This is a genomic window from Amycolatopsis sp. NPDC104819 (assembly GCF_055583145.1).
This window is the reverse complement of sequence record NZ_JBVJON010000016.1, coordinates 108,639-121,066: the sequence shown is the minus strand read 5'-3', so window position 1 is coordinate 121,066 and position 12,428 is coordinate 108,639. Positions and strand designations below refer to the sequence as shown.

At 69.4% G+C, this 12,428-nt stretch carries 11 protein-coding genes; 8 read left to right on the top strand and 3 right to left on the bottom strand.

Features of this window, described 5'->3' with window-relative positions; all coding sequences use genetic code 11:
• Positions 1–34: 34 nt before the first annotated feature.
• Entirely contained in the window at positions 35–355 is a 321-nt protein-coding gene (locus ACZ63E_RS38705; protein ID WP_465341295.1) for a hypothetical protein, read from the top strand.
• 65 nt (positions 356–420) lie between these two features.
• On the opposite strand, the gene ACZ63E_RS38700 is transcribed toward ACZ63E_RS38705, so the two are convergent.
• Positions 421–1,590 carry an acyl-CoA dehydrogenase family protein gene (locus ACZ63E_RS38700; protein ID WP_395920695.1) on the bottom strand — a complete coding sequence of 390 codons (1,170 nt, stop codon included), beginning with the start codon at positions 1,588–1,590 and terminating at the stop codon, positions 421–423.
• A gap of 513 nt (positions 1,591–2,103) precedes the next feature.
• Here ACZ63E_RS38700 and ACZ63E_RS38695 point away from each other — a divergent pair.
• Positions 2,104–2,790 carry a 4'-phosphopantetheinyl transferase family protein gene (locus ACZ63E_RS38695; protein WP_465341406.1) on the top strand — a complete coding sequence of 229 codons (687 nt, stop codon included), beginning with the start codon at positions 2,104–2,106 and terminating at the stop codon, positions 2,788–2,790.
• A gap of 4 nt (positions 2,791–2,794) precedes the next feature.
• Here the strand turns inward: ACZ63E_RS38695 and ACZ63E_RS38690 are convergent, their stop codons facing one another.
• The gene (locus ACZ63E_RS38690) at positions 2,795–3,949 is read right to left on the bottom strand and encodes an isochorismate synthase (protein WP_465341294.1); all 1,155 of its coding nucleotides are present in this window, start codon (positions 3,947–3,949) and stop codon (positions 2,795–2,797) included.
• A gap of 83 nt (positions 3,950–4,032) precedes the next feature.
• Entirely contained in the window at positions 4,033–4,344 is a 312-nt protein-coding gene (mihF, locus tag ACZ63E_RS38685; RefSeq protein WP_026468624.1) for an integration host factor, actinobacterial type, read from the bottom strand.
• A 445-nt stretch (positions 4,345–4,789) separates the two neighbouring features.
• Between mihF and ACZ63E_RS38680 the strand changes: the two genes are divergently transcribed.
• The 6 genes from ACZ63E_RS38680 to ACZ63E_RS38655 all read left to right on the top strand — a co-directional run bounded on the left by ACZ63E_RS38680 (position 4,790) and on the right by ACZ63E_RS38655 (position 12,391).
• Positions 4,790–6,418 carry a long-chain fatty acid--CoA ligase gene (locus ACZ63E_RS38680; RefSeq protein ID WP_465341293.1) on the top strand — a complete coding sequence of 543 codons (1,629 nt, stop codon included), beginning with the start codon at positions 4,790–4,792 and terminating at the stop codon, positions 6,416–6,418.
• A 101-nt stretch (positions 6,419–6,519) separates the two neighbouring features.
• Positions 6,520–7,806: an ABC transporter substrate-binding protein gene (locus ACZ63E_RS38675; RefSeq protein WP_465341292.1), complete on the top strand. Its 1,287-nt coding sequence runs from the start codon at positions 6,520–6,522 to the stop codon at positions 7,804–7,806.
• On the top strand, positions 7,803–8,699 hold the full coding sequence (locus ACZ63E_RS38670) for a carbohydrate ABC transporter permease (protein WP_465341291.1): 897 nt from the start codon (positions 7,803–7,805) through the stop codon (positions 8,697–8,699). The genes ACZ63E_RS38675 and ACZ63E_RS38670 overlap by 4 nt, the downstream gene beginning before the upstream one ends.
• A complete protein-coding gene (locus tag ACZ63E_RS38665; protein ID WP_465341290.1) occupies positions 8,696–9,514 on the top strand; it encodes a carbohydrate ABC transporter permease in 819 nt (272 codons plus the stop codon). Before ACZ63E_RS38670 ends, ACZ63E_RS38665 begins: the two co-directional genes overlap by 4 nt.
• 440 nt (positions 9,515–9,954) lie before the next feature.
• The gene (locus ACZ63E_RS38660) at positions 9,955–10,539 is read left to right on the top strand and encodes a TetR/AcrR family transcriptional regulator C-terminal domain-containing protein (RefSeq protein ID WP_465341289.1); all 585 of its coding nucleotides are present in this window, start codon (positions 9,955–9,957) and stop codon (positions 10,537–10,539) included.
• 127 nt (positions 10,540–10,666) lie between these two features.
• Entirely contained in the window at positions 10,667–12,391 is a 1,725-nt protein-coding gene (locus ACZ63E_RS38655; RefSeq protein ID WP_465341288.1) for a TIGR03767 family metallophosphoesterase, read from the top strand.
• Positions 12,392–12,428 lie beyond the last annotated feature (37 nt).

Genomic DNA, 12,428 nt, shown 5'->3' with positions numbered 1-12,428 from the left:
TGCTCAGAACGCGTGCGTGGGGGACGCTCGAAGGGTGACTGAGGAAACGATCCAACTGGAACTGGACGACTCGGGTCTCGCGCCGGGCCTCCCGGCGCCGGCACACCCCCGCGATCAGGTGCAGGACGTACCCTACCGCCCGGTCGAGTTCCGCGATGACGATCTCCCCACCGCCCTCGAGCGGTGCTCGAAGTGGCTACGGCAGGCTCAGGAGTGGCTAGGTGAGCCGCTCGACGTGCTGGCCATCCACCTCGACTACGACGACCGGCAGGGCTCGCCGTACTACGACGTGAAACTGCTGTGCAACGAAGAGGACCTGGCGGGCGTGCCGATCGCCATCCGCAACAAGAAGTAGCTCCGGCTTGCCGTCAAGGCCACCTCGCGGACGTCCGGGAGGTGGCCTTGACGCACTTCGCGGCCTCAGCCGAGGACGCCACCGACCTTCACGTGCCCCTTGAGCAGGTTGCGCGCGATCGTGCGGCGCTGGATCTCGTCGGTGCCCTCGTAGATGCGCAGCAGCCGCAGCTCGCGGTACCAGCGCTCGACCGGCAGTTCCCGCGTGTAGCCCATGCCGCCGTGGATCTGCAGGACGCGGTCGACGATTTCGTTGGCCTTCTGGCCGCCGTAGAGCTTCGCGATCGACTGCGCGTGCCGCGAGTCGACCCCCTGGTCGACCTGCCAGGCGGCGTTGAGCACCAGCCACCGCAGCGCTTCCAGCTCGACCCCGGAGTCGGCGATCATCCACTGGATCGCCTGGCGTTCCGCGATCTTCTGCCCGAACGTCTCGCGCGTGTTGGCGTGTTCGATGGCCATCGTGATCAGCCGCTCGCACGAACCGATCGCGCGCGCCGGCAGGAGGTACCGGCCCTGGCCGATCCACTGCATCGCCAGTTCGAAGCCGCGACCCTCTTCGCCGAGGATCTGCGTTTCGGGGACGCGGACGTCCTGGAAGATCAGCGACGCCGGACCCCACTCGCCCATGGTGTCGATGTATTCGGACTTCCAGCCGGCCTCGCGGTCGACCAGGAAGCACGTGACACCGCCGTTCGCGCCCTTTTCCGGGTCGGTGATCGCGAAGACCATCGTGAAGTCGGCCTCGTTGCCGCCGGTGATGAAGGTCTTCTCGCCGTTGATGACCCAGTCCGTGCCGTCCTTGCGGGCGGTGGTGCGGATGGCCTTCGCGTCCGACCCGGCGCCCGGCTCGGTGATCGCGAAGCAGGACTTGCGCTCGCCCGAGATGGTCGGCAGCAGGTAGGTCTGCTTCTGCTCTTCGTTGGCGTGAAACAGGATGTTGTCCGCGGCGCCGCCGAAGCGGAACGGCACGAAGGTGCGGCCGAGCTCGGCCTCCAGCAGCGCGGCCATCACGGCGGACAGGCCCATGCCGCCGTACTCCTCCGGCGTCAGCACGCCCCAGAAGCCGGACTCCTTGGCCTTCAGCTGGAGGTCCTTGAGCTCTTCGCCGGTGAGGCCGGGCTGGTGCGCGCGCTCGCGGCGGAGGACCTCCTGCTCGAGCGGGATCAGCTCGCGCTGGACGAACGTGCGGACCCAGTCGCGCACTTCACGTTCTTCGGTGCTGAGAGAAAAGTCCATCGGTGAGCTGCTCCTCCGACACTGGCTAAGCGCTTGCTTACATCGCCATTTTGCGCGCACCACCACCGGCATGCAAGGACACGACCGGATCGATCACGGAGTCGCCCCGCGCCGTCGCCGGCAAATTGTGAAATCGGACACATCGTACGTCCGGGATTGCCAGCCCGGTTCGCGGTCACGACCGACCTGGCGGTGGGCGCCGCCGCCGCGCACCACGGCACCTTGGCCGGGGCGCGCGCTCAATGCGTTGCGTGAGGGGAAAGCCCTTTCCGGCGCGGGAAGGTGGTGAGCGAGGTCAAGTCCGCCGTCGACTCCGTGTCGGAGAACAAGAAGGACACCGGTTTCGGCATCAACACCAGCGACATCCACCTCGGCTACTACCGGTGTTTCGAATCGTTCGTCAAGGCGGGCGACCTCGTGTGCTGGGAAGCGGCCGGCGCGCCCCCGAATTACCCCAGTCCTGCCCGCGGGTCCGTGACAACGGCTTCGGCGCCCGGAAGGATCGGGGACGTGATGGAGATCGTGGTCCGCTGGTCACCCCCGCTGCCCGCCGAAGAGCGCTTCCTGCGCTTGCTGGACGAGGTCGAGCAAGACCGGTTCGCGGCGTACCGCCAGGACGCGGACAAGCGGCGCTTCCTGACCGGCCGCGTGCTGGCCAAGACGGTCGCGGCGGAGTGGCTCGGCCTCGCGGTCGAGGCCGTGAAGTTCGACGCGACCTGCGAAGACTGCGGCAAGCCGCACGGCCGCCCGCGGGTCCCGGGCGCGGACCTGACGTTGTCGATCTCCCACTCGGGTGACCTGATCGGCGTCGCGGCGACCCCGTCGGTCCCGGTCGGCCTGGACGTCGAGACGGCCACCCGCACCGCCGACGAGAGGCTGATCGAATACGCGCTGAGCCCCGCCGAGGCCGGCCACCTGACCGGCCTGACCGAGGCCGAGAAGGCGAGCGCGTTCTTCGTCTACTGGACGCGCAAGGAAGCGGTGATGAAGGCCACCGGCAAGGGCCTGCGCATCCCGCTGCAGAGCATCACGTTCTCGCGTTTCGACGAGCCGGCGCGCCTGGTGTCTTCAGGCGACGCGGCGCTGGACCCGGCGAAGACGCGGCTGGTGGACCTGAAGGCGTCGGACGGCTACCGCGCGGCCATCGCGGTGCTGACCACCGACGAGCTGTCGGTGACCGAGGAGCACTGGGTCCCCTGACCGTTCAGCCCGGGATGTCCGCCAGGCCCATGGCGGCCAGCAGGGTCCGGAACTTCGCGGTCGTCTCGTCCAGCTCCGCCTGCGGGTCCGAAGCCGGGACGATCCCACCCCCGGCGTACAGGCGCATCGACGTCGACGCGATCTCGGCGCACCTGATCGCCACCGCCCACTCGCCGTCGCCGGCCGCGTCGACCCAGCCGACCGCGCCCGCGTAGTAGTCGCGGTCGAACGGCTCCAGCTCCTTGACCAGCTCGCGCGCGCCCTCGGTCGGGGTGCCGCAGATCGCCGGGGTCGGGTGCAGGGCCGCCGCGAGGTCGAGGGCCGTGACGTCCGGGTCGGCCAGCTCGCCCGTGATCGGGGTGCGCAGGTGCCAGATGGCCGGCGTGGTGACCAGCTCCGGCCCGGCCGGGACGTCCAGCGTCCGGCAGAACGGCCGCAGCGCCTCGACGACGTAGTCGATCACCACGGCGTGCTCCAGCTGGTCCTTGCGGGACGTCCGCAGGGCCTCGCCGTTGGCGCGGTCGGTCGCGGGGTCGGCCGAGCGCGGCATCGAGCCGGCGTGCGGTGACGAGAACACCGTGCGGCCGGTGCGGCGCAGCAGCAGCTCCGGCGTCGCGCCGACGAGCGACCGGCCGCCGGGCAGCTCGGCCGCGTAGGTGAAGTGCCGCGGGTTGCCGACGGCCAGGTTGCGCACGATCCGCTCGGCGGACACCGGCGCGTCGAACTCGAGGTCGAGGGCCCGCGCGAGGACGGCTTTCCGCAGGTCAAGCTCACGAAGAGCGTCGACGGCCGCGGCGACGGCGGACATGTGCTGCGCGGGGGAAGGCACCGCACGCACCCGCACGGGCGCGGGGAGGACCTCGCGCGGCAGGGTCGGCGCCCCTTCGGACCGGTGGACGGTCCGGGGCACCACGAGATGGCCCGGCACCTTCGTGTCGGGCCCGGTGTCGAAGGGCAGGACGCCGACGGCCAGCGGGGCGCCGGTCTCGGCCAGCACACCGGGAAGGACCGAGGCCAGCCGCCTCGGGTCCGTGTCGGTGACGGTCCGGATCGTGCCCTGCGCGAGGAGTGCGCGCGAAGCCGTCGTGAACAGGAAGTCGCCACGCTGGTAGCGGGCGGCGAGGTCTAGTGCCGGGGTCGCCGGATCAGGTGAGCTCACCTCACCAGCGTCCCAGGCTTCGGGAGATCCGCGAGGGGAGTGTCACGAGCGACACTCCCCTCGCGGGAGCTCCTGGTGACGGGCTACTTGAGCGCGTCGATGAGCGCCTCGCGCTGGCGCTCGCCCAGGCCGGCGGCGCGCCGGTCCGGGTCGATGCCGGCCTGCTCGAGCAGGGCGGCGACCTTCACCGCGCCGAGGCCGGGGACGGCCTTCAGCAGCTGGGTGACCTTCGTCTTCCCGATCGTCTTGTTCTCCTTGGCCTGCTTGAGCACCTTTTCGATGCTCTCCTTGCCGGACTTGATCGACGCGAGCAGCTCCGAACGCGCCTTGCGAGCCTCGGCCGCCTTGGCGAGTGCATCGGCGCGCTGCTCCGGAGTCAACGTAGGCAGAGCCAACGTAGTAGTCCTTTCCTCTCAGGTCTCCGCTTTCGCGGCCGACGGCTTTTGTGCGTGCTTGCTGCTGCAAGCGCTGGCCAGCCGTCTCTTACCACGGCCCCAGTAAACGCCACCGGGTTCAACGCCGTGCAACCGACACGCACTTATTACCCCCGGAGGTGACGGCGGGCAACCCGCTCCGGCCTGCGGAAACGCTCCCAAGAACCGTCCCGAGTGGCCATACTCACCCGGAAGTGAAGCCTCCGCTACACCGGGTTTCGCCGCGTATTTCCTTGCTTACAACGAAAAGCGCAAAAATAGTCGATCATGATCACCGTTCGGTCGTCGCCCGATCGCGGGACGACCGTGACCGAACGGAGCCGTTGTTGACCATGCCCGCTTCACCCGATCCGCACTAGAGTCGGCGCAACCCCAGTTCACCGGCGAACGACCCCCGGGAGCGACCATGTTGAGCACCATGCAGGACGGCCAGCTGTCGCTGGCGAACCTGCTCCGCCACGGCACGTCGGTGCACTCGGCGAGCGAAGTCATCACCTGGACCGGTTCAGAAAGCCGGCGCGAGACCTACGGCGACCTCGGCCGGAACGCCGCCCGGCTCGCGAACGCCCTGCGCGGCCTCGGCGTGACCGGCGACCAGCGCGTCGGCACGTTCATGTGGAACAACGCCGAGCACATGGCGGCCTACCTGGCCGTCCCGGCGATGGGCGCCGTGCTGCACACCCTGAACATCCGCCTGTTCCCCGAGCAGCTGACCTTCGTCGCCAACCACGCCGAGGACCACGTCGTCATCGTCGACGGCACGCTGGTCCCGCTGCTCGCGAAGCAGCTGCCGGAGTTCAAGACCGTCCGGCACGTCATCGTGGCCAACGGCGACGCGGCGTCGCTGCAGGCGCCCGACGGCATCCAGGTGCACGCCTACGCCGAGCTGCTGGCCGCCCAGCCGGACACCTTCGACTGGCCGGACGTCGACGAGCGCTCGGCTGCCGCGATGTGTTACACCTCGGGCACGACGGGTGACCCCAAGGGCGTCGCCTACTCGCACCGCTCGATCTGGCTGCACTCGATGCAGGTCTGCATGAGCGACAGCATGAACCTCGCGCAGAGCGACACGGCGCTGGCGATCGTGCCGATGTTCCACGCGATGGCGTGGGGCCTGCCGTACGCGGCGCTGATGGTCGGCGCGTCCCTGCTGATGCCGGACCGGTTCCTCCAGCCGGCGCCCATCGCGGCGATGCTGGCCGCGGAGAAGCCGACCTTCGCCGGCGCGGTCCCGACCGTCTGGCAGGGGCTGCTCGCCCACCTCGAGGCGAACCCGCAGGACATCTCGCACCTGCGCGAGGTCGTCGTCGGCGGGTCCGCGGTGCCGCCGTCGCTGATGCGCGCGTTCCAGGAGAAGCACAACGTGTCGATCCTGCACGCCTGGGGCATGACCGAGACGTCGCCGCTGGGCAGCGTCGCGCGGCCGCCCGCCACCGCGACCGGCGACGACGCCTGGCGCTACCGCTACACGCAGGGCCGCTTCCCGGCGTCCGTGCGGGCCCGGCTGATCGACGACGACGGCTCGGTGCTGCCCTGGGACGACGAGGCCGTCGGCGAGCTCGAGGTCCAGGGCCCGTGGATCGCCGGGTCGTACTACGGCGGGTCGGAAATCGACCCGGACAAGTTCCACGACGGCTGGCTGCGCACCGGCGACGTCGGCCGCGTCAGCCCGGACGGCTTCCTGACCCTGACCGACCGCGCCAAGGACGTCATCAAGTCCGGCGGCGAGTGGATCTCCTCGGTCGACCTGGAGAACCAGGTGATGGGGCACCCCGCGGTGGCCGAGGCCGCGGTCGTCGGCATCCCCGACGAGAAGTGGGACGAGCGGCCGCTGGTCGCCGTCGTGCTCAAGGAGGGCCAGAGCGTCGCCCCCGAGGAGCTGCGCGAGTTCCTCAGCGACAAGGTCGCGAAGTGGCAGCTGCCGGAGAACTGGACGTTCGTGGACGAAGTGCCCAAGACGAGCGTCGGCAAGTTCGACAAGAAGCGGATCCGCGCGTCCTACTCCGAGGGAAAGCTCGACATCGCGCAGCTCTAACGGGTAAATCTCCGGCGAGTCTTCATGTTCGTGGAGGCCACCTTGCGGAACCCTGTGTTCCTCATCGTGGCCTTCACGAACTTCACGGAGGGGTTCCGGGGATGCACAACAGGCGCAAGTTCCTGGCGCTGGCGGGCGTCGGCGCGCTTACGGCGGCCTGCGGGTCGAACACCGGGCGGCAGGGCGACCCGCCGCCGTCGACGGCCTACTCGGCGGGCCCGCCGCCGTCCGACGCGCCGAAGGTGACGCTGCAGCAGTGGTACCACGCCTACGGCGAGGACGGCGTCCAGGACGCCGTCAAGCGGTACGCCGCGAGCTATCCGGGCGCGAAGGTCGACGTCCAGTGGAACCCCGGCGACTACGACTCGAAGATCGTCACCGCGCTGCAGAACAGCAAGGTGCCGGACGTCTTCGAGGCGCAGGTCAAGATCGACTGGGTGCGGCAGAACCAGGTCGTCTCGCTCGACGACGTCATCGCGTCGGTCAAGGGCGACTTCAGCCCGGCCGTGCTCGCCGCGCAGACCGTCGAAGGCAAGGTCTACGGCATCCCGCAGGCCACCGACACGCAGGTGCTCTTCTACCGCAAGAGCCTGCTGCAGGCCGCCGGAGTGCAGCCGCCGCAGTCCGTCGACGAGCTGATCGACGCGGCGTCGAAGCTGACGAAGGACGGCGTCAAGGGCTTCTTCGCGGGCAACGACGGCGGGGTCGGGGTGCTCACCGGCCCGCTCCTGTGGTCGGCCGGCCTCGACTACCTGAAGAACGGCAACCGCGAAGTCGGCTTCGACGACCCGCGCGCGGCGACCGCGCTCGGCAAGCTGCACACGTTGAACACCAACGGTTCCCTGCTGCTCGGCGCGCCGGCGGACTGGTCGGACCCGGGCGCGTTCATCGACGGGCTGGCCGCGATGCAGTGGACCGGCCTGTGGAACGTGCCGAAGATCCGCGACGCGTTCGACGACGACTTCGGCGTGCTGCCGTTCCCGCGGCTCGACGGCACCGGCGCGCCTTCGGTCCCGGTCGGCGCGTACGGCGCGATGGTGAACGCCAAGAGCGTGCACGTCGGCGAGGCCAAGGCGTTCGTGAAGTGGCTGTGGGTCGACCAGACGCAGGACCAACTGGAGTTCGCGACGAAGTTCGGCTTCCACGTCCCGGCCCGCCAGAGCCTGGTCGCCAAGGCGGACAGCCTGGCTTCGGGACCGGCGGCCGACGCCGCCCGGTTCGTCAAGGAGAACAGCCACCTCGTCGGCGGTCCGGTGTGGACACAGCAGGCGAACACGGCGCTGTCGGACGCGGTCGCGAAGATCGCGAAGGAGGGAGCGGACCCGGCGGCGCAGGTCAAGACGGCGGTCGGAGTCGCGCGGGCTGAGCTGAAGCGCCTGTTCGGATGAACCGGCGCGACGCGCGGACGTTCTGGCTGTTCGTCGGGCCGTTCCTGCTGGGGCTGGCGGTTTTTGCGTACCTGCCGATCGGCTGGAGCGCGTACCTGTCCTTTTTCGACGCCCGGAACACGGTGACGCCGACGGAGTTCGTCGGGCTGGACAACTACGGGCACATGCTCACCGACGAGCCGTTCCTGTCGAGCCTGGGCACGTTCAGCGTGTTCGCGGTGTTCATCGTGCCGCTGACGTTCGTGCTGTCGCTGGCCCTGGCGCTGGGGGTCAACCAGCTGCGGTTCGCGCGGGCGTTCTTCCGGTCGGTGTTCTTCCTGCCGTTCGCGTGCTCGTACGTCGTGGCGTCGCTGATCTGGAAGACGTCGCTGTTCTCGGGTGTCCGGTACGGACTGGCGAACACGGTGCTCGCGCTGTTCGGCGCGGACCCGGTGGCCTGGACCGGGACGGTCAGCCCGCCGCTGTACTGGGTCGTGCTGGTGACGGCGCGGCTGTGGCTGCAGCTCGGGTTCTACATGATCCTGTTCATCGCGGCGCTGCAACGCATCCCGCGGCACCTGTACGAGGCCGCGTGGCTCGACGGCGCGAAGCCGGGCTGGCAGGTCTTCCGGCACATCACGCTGCCGCAGCTGCGCGCGACGGCCGTGGCGGTGCTGCTGCTGAACCTGATCAACGCGTACCAGGCGTTCGACGAGTTCTACAACATCATGGGCGACTCCCGTGGTTACCCGCCGTTCGCCCGGCCACCGTTGGTGTACCTGTATTACACGTCTTTGGGTTCGGGCGGCCAGGACCTCGGCCGCGGCAGCGCGGGTGCGGTGATCCTGGCGCTGATCATCGCGCTGGTGACGCTGCTGCAGGGCCGCGTGCTCCGCTTCGGGCGTGCGTCATGAAGGCGGTCCTGCGCTGGGCGTCCCTCGCCGTGGCGGCGGTCCTGTTCCTGCTGCCGTTCTACCTGCTGCTGCGCAACGGCCTGGCGTCCCGGGCGGAGATCACCGCTCCGGAGTGGACGTTCTTCCCGTCCACAGTGCACTGGGAGAACTTCTCGCGGCTGTTCTCCCTTTCGGACGTCCCTTTTGGACGGAGCTTGCTGAACTCGGCGCTGGTCGCGACCCTGCAGACGACCGGCCTGCTGGTGATCTGCTCGCTGGCGGGCTACGGCCTGGCGCGCATCCCGTACCGCCACTCACGAGTGGTATTCTACGCGGTGCTGGCGACGCTGATGATCCCGACGTCGGTGACGTTCGTGCCGAGCTTCGTGGTGGTCTCGACGCTCGGCTGGCTCTCGGACTTCCGCGGCCTGGTGATCCCGGGGCTGTTCAGCGCGTTCAGCGTGTTCCTGTTCCGGCAGTACTTTTTGGACTTCCCGCGCGAGCTGGAGGAAGCAGGCCGGGTGGATGGGTTGACGCGCTGGGGAGTGTTCTGGCGCATCGTGGTCCCGAACTCCCGCGGCTTCTTCGCGGCGATCGCGGTCATCACGGTGATCGGCAGCTGGAACGCGTTCCTGTGGCCGCTGATCATCGCCCAGTCCCCGGACTCGTGGACGGTCCAGGTGGCGCTGTCGGGGTTGTTGACGGCGCAGAACCCCCAGCTGAACCTGCTCTTCCTGGCGGCGGCGGTGTCGATCCTGCCGATCGTGCTGCTGTTCGTGTTCCTGCAGCGGTACCTGGTCCGCGGGGTGACGGAGTCCGGCCTGGGCGGGACCTGAGCCGCCACACCACGAGCACCACCGTCAGCACCAGCGCGCCGCCGTCCGTCACCAGCGACGGCAGCAGCCCCGCCCAGCCGTACAGATCCACCGTCGCCCGCCACACCGACGGCGGGATCACGAAGACGCCCAACGCCTGCGTCGCGTTCACCACCAGCACCACCCACCACACCCACGCGCGCCCGGTGAGCACCAGCAGACCCAGCAAGTTGCCCACCAGGTAGACGTCCCCCACCAGGCGCAGCCCCGTCAGGAAGCCGTCCGACGCCGGCGCTCCCGACAGGAAAGCCGCGCGGGCCACCAGTTCGGGTGAGATCACCACGAAGTTCTGCAGCGCCGTCCCGATCGCGAAAACCAGCGAACACCCGGCCACCCACCACCGCATCCCAGCCCCCTCTATCAGTGATAGAGACCAATCTACCACTGATAGAGTGCGCCGGGTGCCGCTCGATCGCCGCCGGATCACCGAAGCCGCTCTCGAACTGCTGGACGAAGCCGGCCTCGCCGAGCTGAGCACCCGGCGGCTCGCCGCCCGGCTCGGCGTCAGCTCGCCGACGCTCTACTGGCACGTCAAGGACAAGGCCCAGCTCCTCGACCTCCTCGCCGAAACCATCTGCGAAGACGCCTTCGAGATCGACGGCACCCGGCCGTGGCGCGACCAGCTCGAGCAGGGCCTGAACCAGTTCCGCGCGCTGCTCCTCAAGCACCGCGACGCCGCCACCCTGCTCCGCGACCGCCCGCCCGGCCCGAACCGGCTGGCCCACATCGAAACCACCGTCCGGATCCTCCGGGACGCCGGCTTCTCCCCCGAGGACACCGCGGGCATCTCGCAGCTGCTCACCGCGCACGTCCTCGGTTCGGTCCGGGAACGTGATCCCGAAGCGACACAGGCGTTCCAGGACCGGCTGGACGACTTCCCCGCCGTCAAGGCACTCGGCCCGGCCTTCGCCAAGACAACCGCCGACGCTCTCTTCGCGCTGGGCACCGAAGTCATCCTCGACGGTCTCGCCCACCGGCGGAAATGACCACGACCTTCGGCGGTACACCCACCCCGACACCTGTGACAGGGTACCTCGAAATGTCACGTTCACCGCCCGGACACCGGCGTCCGGCACGGTGCTGGGCAACCGAGAAACTGGGGAGCGAAAACACATGGCCGAACTCACCCGGCGCACCTTCGCCACCGCGGGCGCCGCCGGACTCGGACTCCTGCTGTGCACGCCGACCGCGAACGCCCTCGACCGCGCCCTGCGGCGCACCGCCACCCGCTCGGTCAGCACCACCGGGACCACGCTTGAACAGGTCGCCACCGGCGGCGGCACCGCGACCTACAGCCGGCTCAGCGCGGGCCCGGGCTGGCCGCTCGTCGTCCGCGGCGACCTCGCCGCCCCGCAGGCCGGCCGCGACGACCGGCGTCGCGCCCTCAGCGCGTTCGTGCAGTTCACCGACCTGCACATCACCGACGCCGAGAGCCCCGCGCGCTTCGAGTACCTGCACCCCTTCATCGGCTCCGCGCACCGGCCGCAGGAAGCTCTCGGCACCGTCGCGACCAGCGCGCTCGTCGAACGCGTCAACAGCGTTCGCCAGGGCCCCTTCACCGGACGGCCGTTCGACCTCATGGTCACCACCGGCGACAACACCGACAACCACGAGCTGATCGAGCTCGACTGGTTCCTCAAGGTCCTCAACGGCGGCAGCGTGACGCCGAACTCGGGCGACACGAACGCCTACGAAGGTGTCCAGAGCTCGGGCAACAGCGAGTTCTGGAACCCGTCGATCCCCGGCGTGGGTGACGACTACTCCGCGAAGGGCTTCCCGCAGCTGCCCGGCCTGCTCGAAGCCGGCCAGCGGACGTTCACCGCGCCCGGCCTCGACGTGCCGTGGTTCTGCACCTTCGGCAACCACGACGACAGCATCGTCGGCTCGCTGCCGGCGCAGATCCCGGGCATCAGCGCCTGGTACACCGGGAAGTACAAGGTCATCGGCAAGGACGAGGCCACCGCGAAGAAGCTCGCCGCCGCCGTCAAGAAGGGGTCGGGCGTGCCGGTCGCCGAGCTGTTCGGCGGCGGGGGCACCATCCGCGAGATCACGCCGGACGCGCGGCGCCGCCCGTTCGGCACCGCGGAGTTCGTCCGCGCGCACCTCGACCCCGCCAACACCGGCCCCGGTCCGGTCGGGCACGGCTTCACCAGCGCGAACTCCGACGGCAAGAACGTCTACTACACGTTCCGGATCGCGCCAGGCATCACCGGGATCAGCCTCGACACGACCACCGACGCCGGGCTCGCGGACGGCTCGATCGGCCTCGCGCAGTACAGCTGGGTCGAGTCGACGCTCAAGGCCGCCAGCTCGACCTACTACGACTTCTTCGGCCGCAAGGTCACCCACGGCGTCACCGACGAGCTGTTCGTCCTGTTCAGCCACCACACCAGCGGCTCGATGGGCAACCTGCTGCCGGACTCGCGCCACCTGCTCGACCCGCGCCTGGACGGCAACGCGTTCGTCGCGCTGCTCAAGCGGTTCCCGAACGTGCTGGCGTGGGTCAACGGCCACACGCACCTCAACAAGATCACCGCGCACGCCGGGAGCACGCCGAAGCAGAGCTTCTGGGAGATCAACACCGCGTCGCACGTCGACTTCCCGCAGCAGGCTCGGATCGTCGAGGTCGCGGACAACGCCGACGGCACGTTGTCCCTGTTCACCACGCTGATCGAGGCCGAAGCGCCGTACGCCGTGGACTACGACGCCCGGACGCCGCAAGCGCTTGCGTCGCTGTACCGCGAACTGTCGTACAACGACATCCACGTCGACCTCGGCCGCGTCGGCGAGGCCGTCGACCACAACACCGAGCTGCTGCTGGTGAACCCGCTGAGCTGACCCGCGTTACCCCGGAGGTAATCGCGCGGCGGCCCGG